The organism is Bradyrhizobium sp. (genome assembly GCF_035652035.1).
Lineage (GTDB): Bacteria > Pseudomonadota > Alphaproteobacteria > Rhizobiales > Xanthobacteraceae > Bradyrhizobium.
This window is the reverse complement of sequence record NZ_DASREO010000090.1, coordinates 1-23,179: the sequence shown is the minus strand read 5'-3', so window position 1 is coordinate 23,179 and position 23,179 is coordinate 1. Positions and strand designations below refer to the sequence as shown.

The following is a 23,179-nucleotide window of genomic DNA, read 5'->3' as shown; positions in this document are numbered from 1 at the left end:
TTCGATGAGATCGGGCAGCATGAAGGCTAGTAGATCGACGGCTCGGCGACCGGCGCGCCGAAGCCGGTCTCGAGGAAGTCGAAGTCGCAGCCTTCGTTGGCCTGCTTGATGTGCTTGGTGAACATCCAGCCATAGCCGCGCTCGAACCGCGTCTCGGGCTGCTTCCATTCGGCGCGGCGCTTATTCAATTCGGTCTCGGACACATCGAGGTTGATGGTGCGCGCGGCGACGTCGAGCGTGATCTTGTCGCCGGTCTTCACCAGCGCCAGCGGCCCGCCAATGTAGGACTCCGGCGAGACATGCAGAATGCAGGCGCCGTAGCTGGTGCCGCTCATGCGCGCATCCGACAGCCGCACCATGTCGCGCACGCCCTGCTTCACGAGCTTGGTCGGGATTGGCAGCATGCCCCATTCCGGCATGCCCGGTCCGCCCTGCGGGCCGGCGTTGCGCAGGATCAGGACATGATCGGCGGTAACATCGAGATCGGGATCGTCGACCGCTTTCTTCATCGAAGGGTAATCGTCAAACACCAGCGCCGTGCCGGTGTGCTTGAGGAAGCGCGGATCGCAGGCGGACGGCTTGATGACGCAGCCATCGGGCGCGAGGTTGCCCTTGAGCACGGCGAGCGCACCTTCGGCATAGATCGGATTGTCGACGCTGCGGATGACGTCATCGTTATAGACTTCGGCGCGCGCGATGTTGTCGCCGAGCGTCTGGCCCGTGACCGTGATCGCGTCGAGATGCAGATGCGGCTTGATCCGGCTCATCAGGCCGGGCAAGCCGCCGGCGTAATAGAAATCTTCCATCAGATATTTATCGCCGGAGGGGCGCACATTGGCGATGACCGGCACCTTGCGGCTCGCTTTCTCGAAATCGTCGAGGCCGATGTCCTGGCCGGCGCGGCGCGCCTGCGCGATCAGGTGAATGATCGCGTTGGTGGAGCAACCCATCGCCATCGCGACGGTGATCGCGTTTTCGAACGCCTTTCGGGTCTGGATCTTCTTCGGCGTCAGATCCTCCCAGACCATGTCGACGATGCGGCGTCCGCATTCCGACGCCATGCGGATGTGGCCGGCATCCGCCGCCGGGATAGACGACGCGCCAGGCAGCGTCATGCCGATCGATTCCGCAATCGCCGTCATGGTCGAGGCGGTGCCCATGGTCATGCAGGTGCCGTAGCTGCGGGCGATGCCGGCCTCGACATCGACCCAGTCCTTCTCGGAAATCTTCCCCGCACGCCGCTCGTCCCAGAACTTCCAGGCATCCGATCCCGAGCCGAGCGTCTTGCCCTTCCAGTTGCCGCGCAGCATCGGGCCCGCGGGCAGATAGATCGCGGGGATGTTCATGCTGGTGGCGCCGAGTAGCAGCGCGGGCGTGGTCTTGTCGCAGCCGCCCATCAGCACGACGCCATCGACGGGATGGCCGCGCAGCAGCTCCTCGGCGTCCATCGCCAGCAGATTGCGATAGAGCATGGTGGTCGGCTTCAAAAAGGATTCCGACAGCGACAACGCCGGCAATTCGATCGGAAAGCCGCCCGCCATCAGGATGCCGCGCTTGACGTCCTCCACCCGGCTCTTGAAGTGCATGTGGCAGGGCTGGGCGTCCGACCAGGTGTTGAGGATCGCGATCAGCGGCCGGCCCTTCCATTCCTCCGGCGCATAGCCCATCTGCATGGCGCGCGAACGATGGCCGAAAGACCTGAGATCGTCAGGCGCAAACCAGCGCGCGCTGCGAAGTTCATCCGGATTTTTCTTGTCGGCCATGGTGACACCCGTTCGATCTTTCGATCGAGTCATGTCACAGGCGATCCATGGCAAGCAAGGCCCGCTTGCTCAACGCGGCCATATTTGGACGCGTGTCTCGGCGGCTGAAAAAGCCGCTTCAGGACGCGCGCGAGGCCGTCATCACGATCCGGACGAGGTCAGCGGCATTTCGCGCGCCCAGTTTTTTCATGATGTTGGCGCGGTGGTCTTCGATCGTGCGCGGGCTAATTCCCAAGTGCCGTCCGGCCTCCTTGTTGGAAGCGCCGGACGTGAACTGCTCCAGCACTTCGCGCTCGCGCCGCGTCAGCGGCTCCCGGCCGGGGAAGTGCAGCGATCCGATACCGGACGCGGAGCGATCGGCCTGCCGCCGCGCATAGGCCTCGATCGCCTCGTTCAGTCGCGTGACGATGTCGTTGCCGCGGAACGGCTTCTCGATGAAATCCAGCGCGCCGTTCTTGATCGCGCTGACGGCCATGGCGATATCGCCTTGCCCGGAGATGATGAAGATCGGCGCCGGATAATCCTCGCCGCGCAACTCCTTCAGAATATCCAACCCGGACTTACCGGGAATATGCACATCGAGCAGAATGGCGGCCGGCGTGCGGTTTCGCGCCACCTGCAACAGCGCAGCGCCGTCGGCAAAGCAGATCACTTCGTAACCGCCGGCAGACAGGACGATGGAGAGGGTTTCGCGGACGGCAGGATCGTCGTCGACGACGAAGATCTCACCACGAGAGGACGGCTTTTCTGTCATTAGACATCGTCCCTTGAACTGCAAAAAACGACGCGGACTCACCGATTTGCAACTTGGGCCGCAAATCGCGTCCGTCCGTATTTCTACGGGACCAAAAGTTAACGCACAAGTAGCAACGTGGTTTGCCTTTGGGCAAAAAGGCGAAGTCTTTTGAAGGCTAGTACCGCCGATCTGAAGTCCCTGCACCACAAGCGGTGAATTCGATCAGGGACTTCAGATCGACAAAGCGGTACTAGAATCAATAAGTTTGCTAGTGCCCATCACTTTCCGAAGTTCGTGAAGGTGGATCCTGCAATGGAGCACGAACTTCGGAAAGTGGGCACTAGTGGCAGTTTTGCGCTGCAGTTCCGCTCCTCGCGGGCGGCAAGGCGGCGGATTGCATCAGGGATCGCCCAAGGGGCGGTCGCCGCAAGAAGCGGCGCCACGCTAATGCGCGTGGCCGGCGGCCTTCTTTTTCCGGCCCTTCGTCTGCAGGAACTGGATATCCATGTCGGTTCCGTTGACGCGAACGAGTTCGCACCGGCGATAGGCGAGACCGGTGGACGACAGCAGCAGGAAGAATTCCTTGAGATTGAGGCCCTGGATCGAGCCTTCCACCGTCAGCTGGGCGTCCGTGTCCGAGATCCCTGAAGCAGGCAATCGCGGCGCCAGGTCCCGTCGATGGCCATGATGCAGACATCATAGCCACGGCCGAACGTCACGCGATCGAGCACCTTTTTCTCTTCAGCCATTGCTGCCAGCTATCAGACGCGAACGATTGGTCGAGGCCGAAGGCCGCCGCCGATATCAACCGGGAAAATCGAACGCCTTCGCTTTTGCAACCGTTAGTGGGCACAGCGCCAACGTCTCGTTAATTTTTGTAACCGGGCAAATACGGGTGGCTGTCTGCGCCTTCTCGCGATCAGGCGCGGCGCCTCGGACGGTTAAATTTCGGCTAATCGGTGCGTCGCAAGACAGAGCGCAAAGAAACTGTCGCAATTTGAGCGACATGGCGCCAACAGGCCGCGGGTCGCCGGCCGCTGACCGGAATGTGATCCGGTAGTTTTGCGGAAAGCGGCACGGCCTTACCGCTTTTTTTACGACTAAATTTACGACGGCCTGCTTTGATCACGTCCTGCCCAGGGCTCCGAATCCGAAGCTCGCAAGCTATTGGGGCGATCCCTGATGCGAACTTCGGAATCAAAGGAGCTCTAGCAAAAATATGGTTCTAGTGCGGCCTTGAATTTGAAGTTCCTATGATGGACTTGCAGCGACACTGACAGGAACTTCAAATTCGCCGCACCAGGCCGGCATCGACTGCAAAGGTTTCCTTTACCAACCGTAACCATCCGGAAATGATTCAAGGCCGCCTCAAAGAGTTCTTGTTGCGATTGACCCCGCCGACGCGGAGCAACCTGCTCGACGAACTCGAGCGGCTGGAGCTTTCCGGCGACGAGATCGCCGGCGTTGGCGAGGTCATGGAAACGCTGCGCGCCGAGTTTCGCGGCGGCGGGCAAACCCAGAAGCGCAACAGTCCGCCGGCCCGCTATTTCTTCGCGCCGCTGGAGCCCTTGCTGCTCGATGGAGCTCCCCGGCACGCGACGACCGGCGGCATCCAGCGCGGGTCGCTGTCGGCGATATGGGAATGGATCAGCCGCGATCTGTTGCCGACCATGGCGCGCGACTACGCGAAGAATCTCAATGACCTGATCGCAGCCGACAAGCAGCGCGAGGCGCGCACGGCAGCCGCAGCGTTTCAGACCAAGGTGCTCAAGAGCCTCGAGGGCATCCTCGCCTCCCCGGAAAGCGCCGATCAGATTCGCAGCCGGCTCGCCTCCTATACGGCTTCGCCCACAGCCTTCGACGACGTTACCAAGATGGTCGGCGCACTTCGCGCGCGCGAGGAACTCGCCAAATTGAACGAGGCATTGCCCGCCAAACTTTCCCGTTTTGAAAAGGCCGAAATCGCCAAGGTCGCGCCGCTGCTCGCCGCGTTTGCAAAAGCCAGGCCCGAACAGCTTCCTTTCGCGCTGATGCTGGTGTTCCGGCGTCTCAAGACCCAGTGGCAATTGATCCGCCTCGCCACCAAGGCTGCCGCGAGCAAGAATGCGGCCGACGTCGCTGCGACGCCCTATGCCGCAGCGGTCCCGATGGTGCTGGACCGTGTGGAAGACAAGCGCACTCTTTTGCGGATCGCACTCAGGCACGAGCGCATTCTTGTCGCCAAGGAAATTCTGATCGACATCTACGACACTGAATATGCGCTGCGGGTGAGAATCGATCAGCTCGCGGATTCCGATTGGGGCCGTCGATTGGACGCGCTGATGGTTTCGATCAACGAACTCGTCGAAAGCGAGACCAGGCGCTTTCCCGACAATGTCGGCCATGTGCTGGAACCGCACCGGCTGCGTAGCTACAACTCGCTCTCCGGGCGTTTGACCCATCTGGCGTGGAAGGGACGCGACGCCGTCACCGACGGAGCCGCGCTGTTCAAAAAAGTGCTCGGCGGCCCGGCAAAGTCCAGCGCCTGAATACGTCGCTGCGGCGGAACTCTCTCCCATGCGCGGCCATCCGTCGAAAGTTTAGGCGGCAGCGGTTCGCACCGACGGAACCGTCACGGCTGCGTGGACGTTTGCCGTTAAAAGCGCCGCTGGCGACCCTTCCCTTTTGTTTGCAGGCAGAGCCGCCACGGGGATGTGGAGGAAAAGTCATGTCAGCGCTCGAAGCCAACGTTATCCCGCTCGGCGGCTCTGGTCTCAGTCCCGAAGAACACCGGATCCAGTTGCGGCGTGCGGTGATCGCCTCGACCATCGGCACCGCGATCGAGTGGTACGATTTCTTCCTCTACTCGACCGTGACCGGTCTCGTCTTCGCGAAGCTGTTTTTCCCGAACTCCGATCCCTGGGTCGGAACGCTGGAGGCGTTCGCCATCTATGCCGTGGGCTTCGTCGCGCGGCCGGTGGGTGCTGCGATCTTCGGCCATTACGGCGACCGCATCGGCCGCAAATCGACGCTGATCGCAACGCTCCTCTGCATGGGGCTCGCCACCTTTGCCGTCGCGCTGGTGCCGACCTATGACCGCATCGGCATATGGGGCGCGGTGCTTCTCACCGTGCTGCGATTCATCCAGGGCGTGGGCGTCGGCGGCGAGTGGGGCGGATCGGTGCTGATGTCGATGGAATGGGCCCGCAACAATCATTCCCGCGGGCTGGTGGCGTCCTGGCCGCAATTCGGCGTTCCCTGCGGACTGTTCCTCGCCAACCTCGCGGTGCTCGCATTCAGCCAGATGTCCGGCGAACAGTTCCTGGCCTGGGGCTGGCGGATTCCCTTTGCGCTGAGCCTCATTCTGGTTGGCGTCGGCCTTTATATCCGCCTTGGCATTCTCGAAACACCGATCTTTGCGAAGCTGGTCGCCGAGCGCAAGGTCGAGCGCGCCCCGATGCTCGCCGTCATCAAGGAATATCCGAAGGAGATCCTGATGTCGGCCTTCGCGCGGATGTCCGAGCAGGCGCCATTCTACATCTTCACCGCTTTCGTCTTCTCTTACGGCATCAAGTCGTTGGGTCTCTCCCGCGACTTCCTGCTCACGGCGGTGCTGGCGGCCTCAGTGGTGTCGTTCGTTTCCATTCCGGTGTTCGGCCATGTCTCCGACCGCATCGGCCGCAAGAACATGTACATGATCGGCGCGCTGGTGACGGGAATCTTCGGCTTCATCTATTTCGCCATGCTGAAAACCGGATCGGAGCCGATCATCTTCCTCGCGATCATTCTGTCGCTGATCCCGCATGACATGCAGTACGGCCCGCAGGCCGCGTTGATCGCGGAAAGCTTTACGGGACGGCTGCGCTACAGCGGCGCTTCGCTCGGCTATCAGCTCGCATCCGTCATCGCCGGCGGACCGGCGCCGCTGATCGCAACATGGCTGTATGCCACCACCAATTCGGCGACCGCGATCGCGATCTACATCGCCGCCTGCGCCGTCATCACGCTGATCGCGACCGCGCTGATGACCGATTACACCGGCAAGGACATCTCGGCCGAGTATCAAGCGCGATCGGCGCGATGATTCCGGCCGGGGCAGCTGCCGATTCGACCTCCAAGCCGGGGTTTGGTCCCCGGCTTGGCCTGGCCGGGCAGCCGAATCAGGCCGCTTGGGGCCCTCCATAAATTCCGCTAGGTGGCATTAACTCGCCAGTAAAAGGTGTCACAGTAGGTAAATGACTGAATTTCAATCTGACTGGTCAGATTTTATGCCATTCTCGTTGAAATAAGTCATTTAGTCGCATATTTGTCATGCATTGAGGAAGGATTTCTCATCCTTCAAGGACCAGAAAAATCCCTCGGGAGGCTCCTATGGCCAGACCCAGCCTGCGCGAAAAGCTCGCCAGCAGCGCGGTGGATACGCTGCACACACTCGGTTTCAAGGGTTGTTCGATTCAGGACATCACCGAGGCTGCCGGTGTGCCGAAAGGTTCGTTCTTCAATCATTTCGAGAACAAGGAAGACCTCGCGATCGACGCGTTGCGGCGTTATCTCGAAGGCGCGCGTCCGGACATGCTGTTCGACGAGAGCGTGCCGCCGCTGCAGCGGCTGAAAAATCATTTCGGCTTTTTGTCGGAACGCCTGCTCTCGCTAGGCTTTGAGCGCGGCTGCATGCTCGGGCTTTTCGCCGCAGAGATGGCCCGCGAATATCCGAAAATGCGTGAGGAGCTGCGCTCAGTCTTCGAGACCTGGTGCAACGGTGTCGAGCAGGTTTTGCGCGAGGCGCAGGCCAAAGGCGAGGTCGATCCCCGCCACGATCCGGCGGAGATGGCGCGTTTCCTGGTCAATGCCTGGGAGGGCGCGACCATCCGGCTCAGGATCGCGCGCGATCGCCAGCCCGTCGACGACTTCTTTAACGTCGCCTTCAAGGCGCTGCTAAAGTAATTGTGATCTCCCCCCGATTGACATTTTAAGCTGACCGGTCATATTCGCTACATTGCGTATCTGTAATGGAGCCGAGTGTTAATCCGCCCCGAAGTCAATCTGACTGGTCACCTTCGATTCGGGAAAACGGTATTTAAATACTCAGAGCCATTCAGAGGACGCGCTAACCGAGAGAGATGCACCATGTCGAAATCCTTCCTGAACACCAAGGTCCTGAGCCTCGTTGTCGGCGCCGTCGCGCTGGCTTCTGCAGCGTCTGTTGCCCCGGCCGCCGCCCAAGGCGTCCCCGCCGGCCTGCTCCGGCTGGATTCGTCTGTCGCCGCTTTGAATGCCGAGGCCAGCGCTGCTGACATCCAGCAGCCGAAGGTCCGCAACAGCTACGCCCACGTGCGCAAGCATCGCCACGTCGCGGCCCAGTAATCCCTGACGTCGAACCTCCCACTTTTCAAGCGCGATGGCTCCCCTCGCCATCGCGCTCTTTTTTTTGCGCTGACGAATTCTCATTGCGGAATGAGTTTCGTTTCACCTCTCCCAGCCTGCGCGGCAGGGCTATCGCAATTGGAGAGAACCTGACCCGAAGTCTTGCTGAGGCCATCCTTCGGGACGCCCGCCTTTGGGCGGGCCCCTCAGGATGAGGCCTTGCTTCGCGGCGAAATCTTTAGACCCTCATGGTGAGGAGCCCGCGCGCGCACCCGAGCAGGTCGAGCGCTTGCGAGACCGTAGCGAACGGTGCAGTTCGAAAAAGCGGGCGTTTTGGACGATGGTTCGCATCGCCAGGAGAACCATTGAGGCCGAACAGGCTCACATTCTTCGAAGAGCCATATGACGATCTCGCCGCCTGCGGGGCGAGGCAGCAGACTTCCATCGCGGCTTTAGTTAGTCCCTCAAACCACCGCCGGCTCGCGCCGACGGATTGGCGCAGCAGGCAGTTCGGCCAACAGCGGCTGCGCGAGATAAAGCACCTGATAGGCGAGCCCCTCGCGTCCGTCCGGCTCGTTCTCGGACAAAAGCACGCGGGTGAATGTCCATCGCTCGGTGTCGACACCGACAGCGGCTGCGACCGCGCCTGGCTGCCGCGCAGTATCGCTGACACGCTCGATCTCCGCGGCAATGGCTGAGGTCAGATCCGAATCGACGGGAATGTCGAACTCGTACTTGTGGGCGAAGCGCGCCTCGCGCCCGCTGCCCTTGCGCGCGTCGAGCACCACGCGCGTTTCAATCTGCGGACGTCCAAAGCTATCGGTGACCAGTTTGGTGCGGCCATCGGCCAGGAAGTTGCGGAAGCCTTCGTCGCTGCGCCAGAGATAGAGCGAAGAATATTCGCTTGCGATCGCACCGAAGCGCCCGCGCTCGCGCAGCAGGAACGCCTTGAAGTGAAGTTCGGGTACGGCGTCCCAGAGATGGCCGCGCGCCTGAGCGCGGCTGCGGATGAGTTCGATGTCGTAATTGGCGGGCAACCTGTGGGCATAATGAGCGATGATCATGAGGGTCTCCTTTTGCGATGGAGCATAGAAGCCCGCGCTGTCACGGCCGCCGGCCATCCACGTCTTTGCTGAACCAAAGATTCAAGACGTGGATGCCCGGGCATAGGCGAGCGGAAGCGACGCCGTTCTTCAACCGGCTATGCCCGGGCATGACGACTCCATCACTCCTTGTCGGCGACGTATTGCGCGATGCCGTGTCCGAACGACCAGTTCTCCGGCAAGACCTCGACGAGGTTGATGAAGACGTCCTCGGGGCGGACGCCGGGATTCTTCGACAGGTTCTGCACGATCGCGCGATAGAGCGCTTTCTTCTTGTCACGGCCGCGCGTGTTGCTGACGGTGAGCTGGATCAGCACCAGATCGTCGCTACGCGCGATGCCAAGATAGTCCTTGCTGTAACTGAAATTCGTCTCGTCGTGCTCGGAGATCACCATGAAGCGGTCATCCTTCGGCACCTCGAAGCTCGATTGCATGGCATCGTAAATGCCGTCGAGGATGGCTTTGCGATAAGCAACTGATTTGCCCTGGCGGATGGAAACGCGAACGAGCGGCATGTTGGCCTCCTCTGTGACGGGTGTTGTCTTTGCTTCGGCAACTGACATAGCGTCCCGCCAGCCATTGCGAAACCATATTAATTTCTATATCAATGATGTCGATTTTAAATGGATGACGGCGATGAAAACGCTCGATCTGGAAGCCGTACAAGCCTTTGTTCTGACAGCCGATTTCAAGAGCTTCACCCGCGCGGCTGAGGCCATGGACACGACGCAGTCGGCGGTCAGCCTGAAGATCAAGCGCCTGGAGGACGGGCTCGGCCGCAAGCTGCTGGAGCGAACCCCTCGGCTGGTGCGGCTATCGGCTGACGGCAACGCCTTCCTCGAGCCGGCGCGCAGTCTCATCGCCGCCCATCATGGCGCGATCGGCTCCTTCGGCGTCGAGCAGCGCAGGCTCATCGTCGGCATCAGTCATCACATTGTCGGCGGCGAATTGCCGATGCTGCTGAAACGCATGAACGACGCCGAGCCTTCGCTGGTGCTGGAGATGCGGGTCTCGACTTCGCGCGAGGTGCTGGAGGATTTCGAGCGCGGCGGGATCGATGCGGCGATCGTCTTGCGCCACGACAATCGCCGCAGGGATGGCGAGACCATTCTGGAAGAAGCGTTCGCGTGGATGGCCGCGCCTGATTTTCAGGTGCGAGCCGGCGAACCGTTGCGGCTGGCGACGCAGGCCGAGCCTTGCAGCGTGCGCAGCATGGCGCTCGACGCGTTGAAAGCGTCAGGCATTTCCTGGACCGAAGTCTTTGTCGGCGGCGGCATCGCGACCACGGGCGCTGCGGTCTCCGCCGGCCTTGCGGTCGCAGCGCTCGGCAAGCGCGTTGCGCCGCCGGGCGTTGTCGATGTCGGCGCGAAATTCGCCCTTCCGCCGCTGCCGTCACGCGACGTGGTGCTGCATTCCAGCATCAGCGATGTCAGGACGAAAAACTCGCTGAAGACGCTTGCGGCTGCGATCAGGGCGACGGCGGAGTGAGGGTTGGCGTTGTGCGCGCCCAGCGCGCAGCCCAATCGTACTTGTTCCGTGGGCTGGCTAAACGCTGACGAGACTCTTCAACTTTCAGGAACAAAATTTCGAGTTGTGCGTAGCACCTAGTGGTTTGATTCTGACATTCGCCTGGCGAACGCGAGGCCGGGCGGGCGGCGAATGTCTCATCCACTCCACTAGCGCCTGATCTCTGGCGCCTGATCTCTCTCAAGAAGGGTTTATCGTCGTGGACGCCCGAACAGAGCGCGGCCGTGCCGAAGAACAGCCTCAGCACCCGAAGAGGCAACCGGACTCGCCGCCGGAACATCGCTCGGCAAGCGCACAAGGCAACGAGTCGCAGCCAAAGCCGTCGTTGCGCGACCGTTTGCGCGAGCACTGGATACTCTCGATCGCCGGCGCGTGCCTGCTCGTCATCGCCGTGGCCGGCGGGCTGATGTATTGGCTCGACACCCGCGACTATGAATGGACCGACGACGCCTTCGTCGCCGCGCGCAGCTTCTCGATTGCGCCGAAGGTTTCCGGTTACATCACCGACGTCCCCGTCACCGACAACCAGCACGTCAAGGCCGGCGACCTCCTCGCCAGGGTCGACGACCGCGACTACAGAAACGCGCTCGACCAGGCCAAGGCCCAGGTGGCTGTCGCAGAGGCCAATATCGACAATATCCAGGCACAACTCGACAGCCAGCAGGAGCAGATCAAGCAGGCCCAGGCGCAGCTCGACCAGGCCGAGGCGCAACTGAAGTTCGCGCAACAGGAGGAAGCACGCGCAAAGGATCTCGTCGACAAGGGCGCCGGCACCGTTCAGCGCGAGCAACAGACGCATTCGGATCTGAACGCACAGCAGGCCAACGAGGCGCGCACCAAGGCGGCGCTGATCGCAGCGCAACTCGGCGTCAAGACACTGAAGGCGCAACTCGAAAGCGCGCAGGCCTCGTTGCAGCAGGCGAAGGCGCAGCAGGACCAGGCCGAGCTCAATCTTCAGTACACGCGCGTCGAGGCTGCGCAGTCCGGCCGCGTGGTCAAACTGACCGGCGCGGTCGGAACGCTCGCGTCCGCAGGCCAGAGCCTGATGATGTTCGTGCCCGACGATATCTGGGTCGTTGCGAACTACAAGGAGACGCAGCTTGCCGAGATGCGGCCCGGGCAGAAGGTGGAATTCACCATCGATGCCTATCCGGATCGCAAGCTCGAAGGCCGCGTCGAGTCCGTGCAGCCGGGCTCCGGCACCGCGTATAGTCTCTTGCCGGCTGAGAACGCCACCGGCAATTATGTGAAAGTGGTGCAGCGTGTGCCGGTGAAGATCGTGGTCGATCACTGGCCCGCCGATCTTCCCATTGGGCCGGGCATGTCGGTCGTGCCCTGGACCAAGGTGCGATGACCGATACCACGCAAGGCCAGGCGGGCGGCTGGTCGCCGGAGCGCTCGGCGGCCGGCGGTCACAACCCCTATCTTATCGCCTTCGTCGTTTCGATTGCGACCTTCATGGAGGTGCTCGACACGACGATCGCCAATGTGGCGTTGCGCTATATCGCAGGCGGGCTTGCGGTCGGTCTCGACGAGAGCACCTATGTCATCACCAGCTATCTTGTCGCCAACGCGATCGTGCTGTCGATCTCGGGATGGCTGTCCACCGTCATCGGCCGCAAGCGGTTCTACATGATTTGCGTGGCGACCTTTACGCTGGCATCGCTACTGTGCGGCATTGCCTGGAATCTCGAATCGCTGGTGCTGTTTCGGATCCTGCAAGGTCTGGGCGGCGGCGGCATGGCGACCTCCGAGCAGGCGATCCTTGCCGATTCCTTTCCACCCGCAAAGCGCGGCCAGGCCTTCGCCATCTACGGCGTCGCCGTGGTGGTCGCTCCGGTGATCGGACCGACGCTCGGCGGCTGGATCGCCGACACCTATTCGTGGCACTGGGTCTTCCTGATCAATGTCCCGATGGGGCTCATCTCGCTCTTTTTGGTCGGCACGCTGGTCAACGAGCCGTCCACCGCCGAACAAGAGCGCGAGAGGCTCCTCGCGAAGGGACTGCGCGTCGATTACGTCGGCTTTGTCCTCATCGCAGTCGGACTGGGTTCGCTCGAATTCGTGCTCGACGAAGGCCAGCGCAACGACTGGTTCGGCTCGACCATGATCCTGAGCTTCGCGATCGTCTCGGCATTTTCCCTGATCGCGTTCGTGATCTGGGAACTTCTGCACGACGATCCCATCGTTGATGTCCGTCTGCTCGGGCAGCGGCAGTTCGGCGGGTGTTTCCTCGCGATGCTCGGCACCGGCGCAATCGTGATTGCAACGACGCAGATCCTGCCGCAGTTCTTGCAGGCCGAGATGGGCTACACCGCCTATCTGGCCGGCATGGTGTTATCCCCGGCGGGCCTTGTCACCATGGCGATGATGCCGGTCACGGGTTTTTTGATCGGAACGGTTCAACCCAAATATCTGATTGCAACCGGCGCTGCGATCGCGGGCCTGTCGATGTGGCATCTCACCGGCATCACCGGCGACGTTTCCTATGGCTACGCGGCGATGTCGCGCATCTATCTCGCCTTCGGCCTGCCGCTCCTGTTTCTGCCGATCACGACCGCCTCCTATGACGGAATCCCGCCGGAAAAAACCAATCAAGCCTCCGCATTGATCAATGTCGCACGCAATCTTGGCGGCTCGATGGGCGTCGCGCTGGCGCAAACCGTACTCGCACAGCGGCAGCAATTTCATCAGAGCCGGCTGATCGAGCACATCGCGCCATCCGCGCTCGGCTATCAGCAGACCATCGACCAAATGACGAAGTTCTTTCAGGCGCAGGGCTCGAACGCGGCCGACGCGGCAGCGCAGGCGACCGCCTGGGTCGGACAGACATTGCAGCATCAGGTCGACCTGCTCGCTTATATCGACGTGTTCTGGACGCTCGCGATGATCGGCGCGATCATGGTGCCGATCGCGCTGTCGCTGCGATCGATCGATTTGCAAGCACCTGCGCGCGGGCACTGACTGACGCGAAGCACTTCTATTTTCGGATTTCGGAATCAGAGTCGGCGCTTCCTCCGCGGCACGCTTGTTCAGCTTGATGAACGCGGATCACGTGTTGGAGAGCCTGACACGCGCATCACCTTATGACGCCAACATTCAGCGGGCATTCAGTTCAATTGCACGTTTATGCAACTGAGCGGATTCAATCACCGCGCAAGTGGCCAGTTGAACCGCTCGACGACTGAGGCTCACCCTTCCATCCCGCAGAGGAATTCATGAAAACATCTCCGTTCATCTTTGCCGCGATCGGCGCAATGGCGCTCGCGCTTCCCCTCGCCGGGTGCGCCACTTATGCAGCCGACGTCGAAGCACAGCTCTCAGTCCCCGCGGGGCCGGCGGGTGAATGTCCGCAAGGCTATTGGCTCGGCCGCGGCAGGCAGGCCTGCTGGATCAGACAGGTGCGGCCGGGTCCGTTTGGCGGGTGCCCGCAGGCCTATCATCTCGGGCCGCAAGGCGGCTGGTGCTGGGCGGATTACGTGGGCTAGCGCGTTTTCGAGCGACGTGGATACCGGTTCGCGTGAGCGCGGTTTTGATTCATCAAAGCCGAGCTCAAGCGGTTTGACCGTGACGGCGTATTGCTTTCGGAAATGATCCGGGCTTGCCAAAACCGCGCCCGTTAAGGCCCGAGCAGGCCATGTCGTCTCGCGCTTGGCATTGAACGTTCGGCGCGCTTCGCGTGACTATTTGAGGCCGCGACGGTTTTGGAACCATCAAGATCAGCCTGCGTTCCTCGCCAGCGCCATAACCGTCAGTTCGCCATGGCGGGGATGCAGACCTTCGCAATTTCGCTGTCGGTTTCGCGCCCCAACACCCGTCAGCCCACGGCAGCGATCATCGGCTCGCTGGACATCATGTTTGGGGAAATCGGTCGATAGCACTGACAAAGGAGATCGCCATGCCAAAGACCCAGATCGACAAGCCGGTCACGCAAATCACGATTATCGAGGCTGAACCGGACAAGCAGGCCGAAGCATTGTCGCTGATGGCGGAGCGTGCTCGCTTCATGCAGAGTCAACCGGGATTCATTTCGATCAGCCTGCATCGCAGTCTCGATGGCCGCCGCGTCGTAAACTACATTCAGTGGGAAAGCCGTGACCTGTTGCGCGCCGCGCACCAGTCGCCGGAATTTCGCAGGGCCTGGGGTCAGTTCGAACAGTTGACCGACGAAATAGACCCCCAACTCTACGAGGTCGCCGAAGTGCTGGGCCACACGCAACAACCCCGCGCTCGATGAGGCAAGAACGCAAGGCCCGCGCGGCGGCGCGCCTTGCCCTGATCGCAGTGTCGCTTGCGCTTGCACTCTTGCCGCAAAACGCCGGCGCTCAAGATCAGCAGGGGTCGGTTCTGACCTATCACGGCGACAACAGCCGAAGCGGCCGCTATGTCGTTCCGGGATTGACCTGGGAGAAAGCCGGATCGATCCAGCCAGATCGCACCTTCGATGCCCGCGTCGCCGGCGCGATGTATGCCCAGCCGCTGTACTGGCGCGCTCCTGGCGCGAACACGGCCACGTTGTTCGTGGCCACGGAAGACGACGCCGTCCAGGCTTTCGATGCGATGACGGGCAAGGAATTATGGAAACGCGTCGTCGGGCATCCCGTGCGCGCCTCGTCATTGCCCTGCGGAAACATCAATCCGCTTGGTATCACCGGCACGCCCGTGCTCGACCCATCGTCGGAAACCATCTATCTCGACGCCGCCGTGGAACGGGAGAACGGCCCGCGCCACCAGATCTTTGCATTATCGGCAAAGGACGGCAGCATCGTCCCGGGCTGGCCGATCGACGTTGCCGATGCGCTGCGACGGTCGGGGCGTGATTTCGATCCGCGCGTGCAGAACCAGCGCTCGCCACTCACGCTGGTGGATGGCATGCTTTATGTCGCCTTTGGGGGCCATTTCGGGGATTGCGGAAATTATCGTGGCTGGGTGATCGGAATTTCCACCCATGACCCGGGCAAGCTTGTCAGTTTCGAAACCCGGGCGCGCGGCGGTGGCAGTTGGTCACCTGGAGGGCCGAGCGTTGTCGGACACGACATCTACTTTGCGACCGGGAACACGTTCGGCGCGTCGAGCTGGAGCGATGGCGAAGCCATCTTCCGCGTCGGAGCCGACCTGCGCCGCAGCGACGACAAGAAAGATTATTTTGCGCCGTCGGATTGGAAAACACTGGATGCAGAGGATGCGGATCTCGGAGGCAGCAATCCGCTTCCGCTCACGGTTCCAGGTGCCGGCAGCGACGGTCGAGCCTTGATCATGGCGCTGGGTAAGGACGGCAAAGCCTATTTGCTTGACCGAGACAATCTCGGCGGCATTGGCGGTCAACTGGCCGCCGAAACAGTATCTCGCTCGTCTATCAGAACCTCGCCGGCCACCTTTCAAATCGACGATGCGGTGTTTGTGGCCTTCCAAGCGCCGGGAGCGCATTGCCCTCAAGGCGGCCAAGGTCATGACCTGACGGTGTTGAAGATCGCAGCAGGCTCGCCGCCGCGGATGACCACCGCCTGGTGCGGCGCGCTCCGCGGCCGCGGCTCTCCAATTGTGACCACCACCGACGGTCACTCCAACCCGATTGTGTGGATACTCGGCGCCGAAGGCGACGAACGGCTGCACGGATTCCGCGGCGATACGGGCGAACCGATTTTTGTCAGCGAGCCGTTGCGCGGTCTTCGACGTTTCCAAACCCCGATCGCGACGCAGGGCCGCCTCTATGTCGGCGCCGACGGGCGTGTTTATGCCTTTCAATTCTGACTATGATGCGAACACGAACCGAAGCGGCTGGCGCGAGCCAACTCACTTCTTTGAACGGAAATAGCGCAGGTCGGGCGGGGGCTGGTCCTTCTTGACCGGCATCAGCAGGCCGTCGGGGCTGATCATGTAGTCTTCCTTGCCGATGGTGACGTGGCGGTTGTCCTCGCCGCATTCGTTCGGAATCCAGACGGCATTGCGCTCGCGCCGGTAGGTCTTGGTCACCGTCCACGGGCGGGTGAGCGCGTGGTCTGACGTGGTGATCTCGTCATGGAGCAGATCCGGCTTCTCCTTGTCGAGGAAGATGCGCTCCTTGATGACGGTCTCGTTGTCCTCGTGCAGCGGCAGGCCGCTCCCTTCGAACGTGCGCGGGCCCTTCATGTAGCGGGTCTCGACCTCGAGCACGTTGAAGCGCCCGTCTCCCGCCTCGTCCACCCAGTGGCCGATCGAGTAACCCGCAAACGCGGGCTCGGGCTCGGCCGGCCAGTTGCGGCCGTCGGTATAGATGCGCCGCGGCAGGTTCTCGTCGAACAGGATGTAGGTGGTCTTCGGCAGGACGACGAACTCGATCGGATAGACCGCGTTCATCATCCGCGGCATCCCGTGTGGCAGGCACGAGGTGTGTTCGTTCAGTCCGTGGCCGCCGGCGGCGATGTCGGCAATGCTCGCCTCGAGCTTGGCCTGATATTCCGGCGTGAGCGGCGCCTCCTGGCCGCGACCGAGCGGCTTGGTCGGATCGAACTGGACGCCGCCGGTGCGAAACCACTGTCCGGTCCAGTCAGGATATTTTCCATTATCTTGTTTTCCGTCTTGCGCGCGCGCGCCTGACGTCGCTGATGTCAGCAAGGCCAAGAGCATAACGGACAGCGCAAGGGGCGCGATCAGATGCCGACGCGTCATCACGGAGTCTCCTCATAGCGTTTTCAAGCGAAGTGGGCACCGGTTCGCGTGAAGAAAACGCGTCAAAACAAAAATCTAGCGTTGGAGTTCGGACGAGTCCGGGAAGCCGATGCTGCGCTGTGATGCATCGAGCTCGCGCCCGTCGCGGAAGTTGATCTGGTTCGGCGCCCAGGCGCCGCCCGGCGCGCCGCTGCGCAAGGGCGCAATCCGCATCTTGAGCTCATCGCCTGCCTTGAGGGTCTTGCTGCTCCAGCCGGCCCGGACAAGAGCGGCCGGACTCTGGCCCTCGAGGCTCCAGGTCTCCGTTGAGCCATCATCCTTCTTGACCGCCAGATTGATGTAGGTGTGCGGATTGACGAATCTGAATTCCTGCACCACGCCTTCGAGATCGACCTGGTTGGCCCGGTCGAACATCGCGAAGGAATGATGAGCAAGCGCAGCACCGGCAGTCAGCGCCAGCGCGCCGGCCGCCGAAATCATGGCCAATCGTCGTCCCATTGGCGCCTCCCCGTTTCCCGCGGCGATTATTTTTTTATGCGACCCGCGAGAAGAGCATCTATTCTATCACACCCTCACAGGGCGTGCCACGGGCCGGCCGCATCGCGCATGGCCGCCCTGCGCGATGTGCCCGTCGTGCAACTTGCCTTCCTTCAATGGCGCTACTGGGCGCGCTCATCAATGATGGGGTTCGCCGTTCGCACCGCCTGCTCATAGCGCCTCAGTTGATCCTGCGAATGCTTCTGCATGACGCGCAGTTCCGCGGACGTCTTGTTCTTCAATTGAGCAAAGCCGGTCGACTGCAAGATGCCGTCATCAATCGCTGCGGCCTTCTCTTTGTGCGCAAGCATTGTCTCGATACGTTGCAGGGCGAGACGAAAACGCTCCGCTCCTTTGGTGGCGTGCTCCACATAGTGTTGCAGTCTTTCAGTGGACATCGCCCTGGCACTGCTTTCATCGCCTTCAACAAGTCGAAGCAAGTGCTCGTCAACGAAGTCGACGCACAAGTCGACGCATTCGCCGCAAATGTACACGGCCGGCCCAGCGACCAGCTTTTGCACCTCATGCTGGTTCTTGCCGCAGAACGAGCAATAGAGCAGTTTTTCCTGCGATGTTCGGGTTTGCGGGCTGGTGAGCGAACCGGGACGCGACTGGGCCGCGTCGATCCTGGCCGACAAGATATTCCAGTTGTCGTATCCGAACGCTTTGGCGATCAGTTCAAGCGATTCGCTGTGGGTCGTCTGGATGGCATTGGCCTTCAATGCATCGCGCAGGGAATGCGCCATGGCCTTCGCGTCGCGAAAATCGCGCATGAGAACACCTCTATCGACGAACGGAGGAAATCGGGGCCTGCCTTGCCGACCCGTCCGCCAATAGCGAGGGTGCGGTGAGAATTTGATACGTTCACCATCCCCAAGGGGGCGCAGGCGGCGGGTGTATCAGCCCTGCATCAAGTTTGGGAGCGAACCACTGTCATTGTCAATCCGCTTACACAGCGATGGCGTGCGTGGCTCTCAGACATGTGAATGCGAATCAAACCGCGCGTCGCCTCACCGCATCGCGCGCCTCTGTCAAGAATTGACGGATTCGATTCGCAGTGCATGCTCGCCGCATGTTGCGTCGTGCAGACATCAAATTCGCCCGGATGAGCAGCGGGCATCGCTGCCTGATCAGGGACCTCGGGCTGGTCAAGGGTGGCAAAGGACTGCGACACCACGAAGTGGTGCTCGAGCTGTCGTGGCGCGGCATCTTTCGACTTGCCGCCGCGCGGATCCGTGCCGCCCAGAGCGAGCAGGACTCTCTTCACGAAGCGGACGCCGCCGAACCCACTCCCTATCGCGAGAGCGCGTTCGAGACGACATGAAGGCGAAGTCCGGCGGCCATGATCTATGACGGCGACGATTCGCCGTCATCGAAATACCACGTAAAGCACATGATCTGGGCCGGGTCGCCGCCCGCAGCTTCAAGGCGCCTGAAATGTTCCGCGAATGCCCGGCGGCCTTCCGCGACAAAATCGAATGTCGACGCAAGGCGCGTGAAATCGGCGAGCGCCACAATTGCCGTCTGCTCGACACGCGCCTGCCATGGCAGCGACGCCGGCATCGCATCCATCGCGGCGAACCCGACTTGCACGGGGCATCGGGTACACCTTAAAGTCGTTTTTCGCTTGCGCCGTGAAAGTCGGCAAACGATGATGGACGGTGTCGCCTGATTGTGGCGCTTGTCGGGTTTTCAATTGAGGGGGAAATATGAGCGATATTTCAATCGGCGATGCACCCGCTTCAGGCGCACCTTTTCGAATTGGCGTCGTGCTGAGCAAGACGTTCGACCTCTTGACCGGGCATTTCGGAAAATTCGTGCTGTTGACGCTGGTCCCGATGATCCCGCTCCTCGTACTCGTCCTCCTCGCGCTCGGACGGCCCCCGGCCACCGCGGCATTCGGCGTCTTGGGCGCGATTACCGGCCTCCTGACTTTCTTTCTCAGCATTGTGGCTCAGGCGACGACGCTTTACGGGGCTTTCCAGGCGATGCGTCGGCAGCCCTTTACAATTGGGCAGTCCTTTCAGATCGGTCTCGGGCGTGCGGTGCCGGTCTTTGGCGTCGCTTTGCTGATCGGTTTGGCAGCAGGGTTGGCCAGCCTTCTCCTGCTCATTCCGGGGCTGATCGTCATGTGCATGTATTACGTGGCCATTCCAGTCTGCGTGATCGAACGCCCCGGGGTGATGGCTAGCGCAAGTCGCAGTGCTGCCTTGACGAAAGGATATCGCTGGTCGATCTTCGGTCTTCTCCTGCTCGTTTGGGTCATTGCCGCAGTCGTCGGTATCGTGCTCAGTCGACTGGGCGGCGGTGTCGTGGGCGCGCTCCTGCACTTCGCTTGGCAGATCGTATCGACCGCCTTTGGCGCCGTCCTCGTGGCCGTGGTCTACCACGACCTGCGCGTGGCCAAGGAAGGCATCGACATCGAAAGCCTGGCGAACGTCTTCGACTGATAGAAGCTCGGGCGACTATCGCAGGCTATTTTCGGCCGGAGGACTGGTCGGCCTTGTCGGACCGGTAGCGACCGAACAGCTGCTCGCGCTCGAGATGTGCGCGCTCGGCGGTATAGAATGCCTTGAGAAAGTCGAGGGCGTCGCCCGAGGGATCGGACCCGGTCCAACCGATTTTGCGGCAGATCCTCCCGCAGATCTGTCGCTGGATCTCTTTTGTTTCCTCCGAAGGCGGGCGACGCAACACTTCCTCAAGGACCTGCAGCTCGAACGCGCCGTAGGCGTCAAGCTGGCTGCGGGTGAAGACATATTTCGCCTGCGCCTCGACGAGCTCGGCCAGCAGCTTGCGGCGCGGCATGGATATCACCATGGTCCCGGCGATCAGGTCGCCGGCCCGCAGGTGATCGCGGTTGAAGAACGGCAGCGCGGAGATCAGCACGATCCAGCCGAAGTAGCTCGCGCTCAGCCAGAAACTCCAGCCCGCGGCGATTTTCGGCATGGTCAGGAACAGCCCAAGCGGCAGGAAGATCTCGACCTCCCGCGTCAGGTTTCGCGCGATAATGGCGCCCGGTAGCAGCGGCCCACCGTTGCGATCGATGACGCGCAGGTTGACGATGCGCTTGCCAGGCGTCGACCCCTGCGTCGTCAACTCGAAATGGATGAAGTAGAGATTTCGCAGCAGGAATGCGAACAGGAAGATGATCGTCGAGGCAACCGCCCCGCTCATGTGCTCGACCGCCAGCAGGGCAAAAACCAGGTACAGCAGGATCGTTGCGAGAATCCAGAACAGGAAGTCGATCAGAAAGGCCGTCAGTCGCTCGCCATTGTTGGCGACATCCGTCTCCAGGACAACGCCTTCCGGCGTGACGATCTCGCGGCGGTTGCGCGTTACGCCGTCGAGGAAGTGATTGATCCGGTCAAGCCGCTGATTCATCGCCTGCGCCGCCGCGATTGTAGCAAAAATAGACGAGCCAGAGCACGCCAGTCGCGAACCCAAAGGTCAGACGCGCAGGCGTATTGCCGATCAGCTGGCGAAAGCCGCCCTCGATGATTCCGGCGACGAACAGCATCAGCACAGCCCCGGCCGCGAGCCCCGCCGCGGCCGTTCCCTGCTTCGCCAGGTTGTCGAGGCGGGTGTAGCGGCCCGGGAAAAGAATCTTCTCCGCGATCACCAGTCCGCCGGCGCCGCACAGGATCAGCGCACCCAGCTCGGTGACGCCGTGGATCGTGATCCAGCCAACGAAGTCCAGCAGCAGCCCGCGATTGTAGTGCAGGGCCAGAAACGCACCGAGTATCAACCCCTGATAGCCGAGCAGCAGCAGCGTCGGAACGCCGCCTGCGATGCCCAATCCGAACGTCATGATGCCGATGGTGGAGTTGTGGCGGAACAAAAAATTGGCGAAGACCACGAAGCTTTCGACGAAGCCCGGCCAGGGCGCGAAGATTTCCCGGTCGCGCAGCTGTGCCGCGGTGCTGGCCGGCCCGCGGCTGCCAGACATCGATTCCGGCACCAACGCGTTGAACCACGCCTCGCTTGCCTCGATGAGCAGGAAGCCGGCGGCTACCCCCGCAACAATGGCCGCCGTCGCCAACGCGATGTGCGGCAGTGCTCCCCGCACCGCAGCCGGAAAGCCGCGACGCAGGAAGCGGCCGAGCGCTTCCAGCACGCCCGTGCGCGAACCGTAGACGACCAGGAACGCACGCAGCACCAGGTTCTCGAGATAGAGGATCAGGTTGCGGTCGAGCGCGATCGACCGCGCCACCGATAGCGACGAGGCGGTTGCGCGATAAAGCAACGGCAGCTGCTGCAGCTCGTCCGCCGACAGATTCCTGACGCCCCCTTTCTCGACGCGTGAGACGAAATCATCGAGCGTCCGCCAGGCCGTTTCGCGGCCCTTTCGGAATTCGGCGCTGCGCAGCACGATTTTCTGTGCCGGGATCCCGGTAGACGGTGCAACGGTTTCTATAGCAGCCCCCTGCCCTTGATCATGAGATAGCGGTTGACGAGAGCGACCGCCAATCCGCGTGGCGCCACCTCGAGACAATGGACCCCGAAGCGGGCCAGCCGCTCCAGCACGACGGCACGCTCGCGCAGCAGGTCGTGCGCGACGACGGCCTCGGCGACGTTCTGGAAACGGTCAGGCCTGGCGTCCACAATGTCGGGCAGCAACGGATCCCTCAGCGTCACGAAAATGACCGCATGACGGTTGGCCATACGCTGCAGGCTTTCGAGCAATAGCTCCGCCGTCGTCGTATCGATGAACTCCGTGAAGAGGACCACCAAAGCGCGCCGCTTCAGTCTGAAATTGAGCTCGGCCAGGCCAAGCGTGAAATTGGTCTCCTCGGTCTGATAGGCAAGCTGGCTCGAGGCGTTGTGCAGCCTGGCGAAATAGGGCATCCCCCGCGACGGCTGAATGAATTGCCGTACCCGCGAGTCGAATCCGAAACTCCCCACGAAATCGCCGCTGCGCAGCGATATCCAGCCGAGCAGCAATCCGGCGTGAATCGCGTGGTCGAGCCGTGGCACGCCTTCAATTGGCTCCGCCATCAGATGTCCGGTGTCGAAGGCGAGCACGATCAGGTGGTTGCGCTCCGTTCTGAACTCCTTCGACAGCAGTTTCAGATGCCTGGCGGAGCGCTTCCAATCGATGAAGCGGTTGTCGAGACCGGGCGCATGCTCGCGCAACGAATCGAACTCGGAGCCTTCCCCCTTCTGTTGCTGGACCTTGATCCCATCGATCGCGTCCCGGCTGAAGAATTGAACGGCGGTGGACGAGATCCCGCGGACGTCCGGCAGCACGTTGATCTTCTTGTCGACCGCAATTCGCCGGGTGCGCTCCGCAAGCGCGAACGGGCTACGCCACCGCAGCCAGACCGCGTCGACAAAGACTTCGCCGCGGCGCTTTGGAACGATCGGCAGCAAGGCGACCGCCGGCGTTTTGGCACTCCCGACCAGTCGCTGCGGCTGAGGCGGCTCCAGGTCGCCGCGCTGCTCCACGAGGGCCTCGAAAGGCACGGCGCGCGTCCCGGCTTGCTGACTCACCGTCAATTTCACCGCGCCTTCATCGCCGACGA

The 23,179-nt window shown here is 61.8% G+C and carries 22 protein-coding genes and 3 pseudogenes; 12 read left to right on the top strand and 13 right to left on the bottom strand.

Translation table 11 applies throughout. The annotated features are described in order from the left end of the window. Positions 1–26 precede the first annotated feature (26 nt). The 3 genes and pseudogenes from araD to VFB05_RS23895 form a co-directional block, all read right to left on the bottom strand. Positions 27–1,763 (bottom strand): L-arabinonate dehydratase, encoded by a 1,737-nt coding sequence (araD, locus tag VFB05_RS23905; RefSeq protein ID WP_325016899.1) that lies wholly within the window; start codon positions 1,761–1,763, stop codon positions 27–29. A 118-nt stretch (positions 1,764–1,881) separates the two neighbouring features. Next, a complete protein-coding gene (locus tag VFB05_RS23900; RefSeq protein WP_325016897.1) occupies positions 1,882–2,517 on the bottom strand; it encodes a response regulator transcription factor in 636 nt (211 codons plus the stop codon). Between the two features lie 426 nt (positions 2,518–2,943). Next, positions 2,944–3,248, bottom strand: a pseudogene (locus VFB05_RS23895) (PilZ domain-containing protein). A gap of 603 nt (positions 3,249–3,851) precedes the next feature. Between VFB05_RS23895 and VFB05_RS23890 the strand changes: the two are divergent. The 4 genes from VFB05_RS23890 to VFB05_RS23875 all read left to right on the top strand — a co-directional run bounded on the left by VFB05_RS23890 (position 3,852) and on the right by VFB05_RS23875 (position 7,842). Then, on the top strand, positions 3,852–5,027 hold the full coding sequence (locus VFB05_RS23890; protein WP_325016895.1) for a hypothetical protein: 1,176 nt from the start codon (positions 3,852–3,854) through the stop codon (positions 5,025–5,027). Between the two features lie 179 nt (positions 5,028–5,206). Beyond that, the gene (locus VFB05_RS23885; RefSeq protein ID WP_325016893.1) at positions 5,207–6,562 is read left to right on the top strand and encodes an MFS transporter; all 1,356 of its coding nucleotides are present in this window, start codon (positions 5,207–5,209) and stop codon (positions 6,560–6,562) included. Positions 6,563–6,849: 287 nt separating this feature from the next. Further along, entirely contained in the window at positions 6,850–7,422 is a 573-nt protein-coding gene (locus tag VFB05_RS23880; protein ID WP_325016891.1) for a TetR/AcrR family transcriptional regulator, read from the top strand. A gap of 183 nt (positions 7,423–7,605) precedes the next feature. Then, entirely contained in the window at positions 7,606–7,842 is a 237-nt protein-coding gene (locus tag VFB05_RS23875; RefSeq protein WP_325016889.1) for a hypothetical protein, read from the top strand. Between the two features lie 464 nt (positions 7,843–8,306). On the opposite strand, the gene VFB05_RS23870 is transcribed toward VFB05_RS23875, so the two are convergent. Beyond that, complete coding sequence (locus VFB05_RS23870) at positions 8,307–8,906, bottom strand: DUF4865 family protein (protein ID WP_325016887.1); 600 nt, start codon at positions 8,904–8,906, stop codon at positions 8,307–8,309. A 161-nt stretch (positions 8,907–9,067) separates the two neighbouring features. After that, entirely contained in the window at positions 9,068–9,460 is a 393-nt protein-coding gene (locus VFB05_RS23865) for a tautomerase family protein (protein ID WP_325016884.1), read from the bottom strand. A gap of 121 nt (positions 9,461–9,581) precedes the next feature. Between VFB05_RS23865 and VFB05_RS23860 the strand changes: the two genes are divergently transcribed. From VFB05_RS23860 to VFB05_RS23835, 6 genes are all read left to right on the top strand, one after another. Continuing rightward, a complete protein-coding gene (locus VFB05_RS23860) occupies positions 9,582–10,433 on the top strand; it encodes a LysR family transcriptional regulator (RefSeq protein ID WP_325016882.1) in 852 nt (283 codons plus the stop codon). A gap of 238 nt (positions 10,434–10,671) precedes the next feature. After that, a complete protein-coding gene (locus tag VFB05_RS23855; protein ID WP_325016880.1) occupies positions 10,672–11,826 on the top strand; it encodes an HlyD family secretion protein in 1,155 nt (384 codons plus the stop codon). Continuing rightward, the gene (locus VFB05_RS23850) at positions 11,823–13,436 is read left to right on the top strand and encodes a DHA2 family efflux MFS transporter permease subunit (protein WP_325016878.1); all 1,614 of its coding nucleotides are present in this window, start codon (positions 11,823–11,825) and stop codon (positions 13,434–13,436) included. The genes VFB05_RS23855 and VFB05_RS23850 overlap by 4 nt, the downstream gene beginning before the upstream one ends. A gap of 254 nt (positions 13,437–13,690) precedes the next feature. Then, entirely contained in the window at positions 13,691–13,960 is a 270-nt protein-coding gene (locus tag VFB05_RS23845; protein ID WP_325016876.1) for a hypothetical protein, read from the top strand. Positions 13,961–14,370: 410 nt separating this feature from the next. Beyond that, complete coding sequence (locus VFB05_RS23840) at positions 14,371–14,709, top strand: antibiotic biosynthesis monooxygenase family protein (RefSeq protein ID WP_325016874.1); 339 nt, start codon at positions 14,371–14,373, stop codon at positions 14,707–14,709. Positions 14,710–14,936: 227 nt separating this feature from the next. After that, positions 14,937–16,223: a hypothetical protein gene (locus VFB05_RS23835; protein WP_325016872.1), complete on the top strand. Its 1,287-nt coding sequence runs from the start codon at positions 14,937–14,939 to the stop codon at positions 16,221–16,223. 42 nt (positions 16,224–16,265) lie between these two features. Here the strand turns inward: VFB05_RS23835 and VFB05_RS23830 are convergent, their stop codons facing one another. From VFB05_RS23830 to VFB05_RS32245, 4 genes and pseudogenes are all read right to left on the bottom strand, one after another. After that, complete coding sequence (locus tag VFB05_RS23830; protein WP_325016870.1) at positions 16,266–17,120, bottom strand: hypothetical protein; 855 nt, start codon at positions 17,118–17,120, stop codon at positions 16,266–16,268. A 75-nt stretch (positions 17,121–17,195) separates the two neighbouring features. Next, the gene (locus tag VFB05_RS23825) at positions 17,196–17,618 is read right to left on the bottom strand and encodes a DUF6152 family protein (RefSeq protein WP_325016868.1); all 423 of its coding nucleotides are present in this window, start codon (positions 17,616–17,618) and stop codon (positions 17,196–17,198) included. Positions 17,619–18,114: 496 nt separating this feature from the next. Next, a pseudogene (locus VFB05_RS23820) lies at positions 18,115–18,217 on the bottom strand (ClpX C4-type zinc finger protein); the annotation flags it as partial. A 108-nt stretch (positions 18,218–18,325) separates the two neighbouring features. Further along, positions 18,326–18,403: pseudogene (locus tag VFB05_RS32245) on the bottom strand (hypothetical protein); the annotation flags it as partial. Between the two features lie 326 nt (positions 18,404–18,729). On the opposite strand from VFB05_RS32245, the gene VFB05_RS23810 reads away from it, so the two are divergent. Continuing rightward, the gene (locus VFB05_RS23810; RefSeq protein WP_414643305.1) at positions 18,730–18,981 is read left to right on the top strand and encodes a hypothetical protein; all 252 of its coding nucleotides are present in this window, start codon (positions 18,730–18,732) and stop codon (positions 18,979–18,981) included. A 23-nt stretch (positions 18,982–19,004) separates the two neighbouring features. Here VFB05_RS23810 and VFB05_RS23805 read toward each other — a convergent pair whose 3' ends face one another. Further along, positions 19,005–19,250, bottom strand: coding sequence for a hypothetical protein (locus VFB05_RS23805; RefSeq protein ID WP_325016866.1), 246 nt, complete (start codon positions 19,248–19,250; stop codon positions 19,005–19,007). 176 nt (positions 19,251–19,426) lie between these two features. Here VFB05_RS23805 and VFB05_RS23800 point away from each other — a divergent pair, with 176 nt between their 5' ends. Then, positions 19,427–20,107, top strand: a complete 681-nt coding sequence (locus tag VFB05_RS23800) for a hypothetical protein (RefSeq protein WP_325016863.1) — start codon at positions 19,427–19,429, stop codon at positions 20,105–20,107. A 25-nt stretch (positions 20,108–20,132) separates the two neighbouring features. Here the strand turns inward: VFB05_RS23800 and VFB05_RS23795 are convergent, their stop codons facing one another. The 3 genes from VFB05_RS23795 to VFB05_RS23785 all read right to left on the bottom strand — a co-directional run. Further along, positions 20,133–21,038 carry an RDD family protein gene (locus VFB05_RS23795; RefSeq protein ID WP_325016861.1) on the bottom strand — a complete coding sequence of 302 codons (906 nt, stop codon included), beginning with the start codon at positions 21,036–21,038 and terminating at the stop codon, positions 20,133–20,135. Further along, complete coding sequence (locus tag VFB05_RS23790) at positions 21,022–22,026, bottom strand: stage II sporulation protein M (RefSeq protein ID WP_325016859.1); 1,005 nt, start codon at positions 22,024–22,026, stop codon at positions 21,022–21,024. The genes VFB05_RS23795 and VFB05_RS23790 overlap by 17 nt, the downstream gene beginning before the upstream one ends. 41 nt (positions 22,027–22,067) lie before the next feature. Further along, on the bottom strand, positions 22,068–23,179 hold a 1,112-nt coding region (locus VFB05_RS23785), incomplete at its 5' end, for a DUF58 domain-containing protein (RefSeq protein ID WP_325016857.1).

Bases quoted from the DNA above. Each gene is read 5' to 3' on its own strand.
- araD (WP_325016899.1), bottom strand. From the start codon at position 1,763: ATGGCCGACAAGAAAAATCCGGATGAACTTCGCAGCGCGCGCTGGTTT.
- VFB05_RS23900 (WP_325016897.1), bottom strand. From the start codon at position 2,517: ATGACAGAAAAGCCGTCCTCTCGTGGTGAGATCTTCGTCGTCGACGAC.
- VFB05_RS23890 (WP_325016895.1), top strand. From the start codon at position 3,852: ATGATTCAAGGCCGCCTCAAAGAGTTCTTGTTGCGATTGACCCCGCCG.
- VFB05_RS23885 (WP_325016893.1), top strand. From the start codon at position 5,207: ATGTCAGCGCTCGAAGCCAACGTTATCCCGCTCGGCGGCTCTGGTCTC.
- VFB05_RS23880 (WP_325016891.1), top strand. From the start codon at position 6,850: ATGGCCAGACCCAGCCTGCGCGAAAAGCTCGCCAGCAGCGCGGTGGAT.
- VFB05_RS23875 (WP_325016889.1), top strand. From the start codon at position 7,606: ATGTCGAAATCCTTCCTGAACACCAAGGTCCTGAGCCTCGTTGTCGGC.
- VFB05_RS23870 (WP_325016887.1), bottom strand. From the start codon at position 8,906: ATGATCATCGCTCATTATGCCCACAGGTTGCCCGCCAATTACGACATC.
- VFB05_RS23865 (WP_325016884.1), bottom strand. From the start codon at position 9,460: ATGCCGCTCGTTCGCGTTTCCATCCGCCAGGGCAAATCAGTTGCTTAT.
- VFB05_RS23860 (WP_325016882.1), top strand. From the start codon at position 9,582: ATGAAAACGCTCGATCTGGAAGCCGTACAAGCCTTTGTTCTGACAGCC.
- VFB05_RS23850 (WP_325016878.1), top strand. From the start codon at position 11,823: ATGACCGATACCACGCAAGGCCAGGCGGGCGGCTGGTCGCCGGAGCGC.
- VFB05_RS23845 (WP_325016876.1), top strand. From the start codon at position 13,691: ATGAAAACATCTCCGTTCATCTTTGCCGCGATCGGCGCAATGGCGCTC.
- VFB05_RS23840 (WP_325016874.1), top strand. From the start codon at position 14,371: ATGCCAAAGACCCAGATCGACAAGCCGGTCACGCAAATCACGATTATC.
- VFB05_RS23835 (WP_325016872.1), top strand. From the start codon at position 14,937: ATGTATGCCCAGCCGCTGTACTGGCGCGCTCCTGGCGCGAACACGGCC.
- VFB05_RS23830 (WP_325016870.1), bottom strand. From the start codon at position 17,120: ATGACGCGTCGGCATCTGATCGCGCCCCTTGCGCTGTCCGTTATGCTC.
- VFB05_RS23825 (WP_325016868.1), bottom strand. From the start codon at position 17,618: ATGGGACGACGATTGGCCATGATTTCGGCGGCCGGCGCGCTGGCGCTG.
- VFB05_RS23810 (WP_414643305.1), top strand. From the start codon at position 18,730: ATGTTGCGTCGTGCAGACATCAAATTCGCCCGGATGAGCAGCGGGCAT.
- VFB05_RS23795 (WP_325016861.1), bottom strand. From the start codon at position 21,038: ATGAATCAGCGGCTTGACCGGATCAATCACTTCCTCGACGGCGTAACG.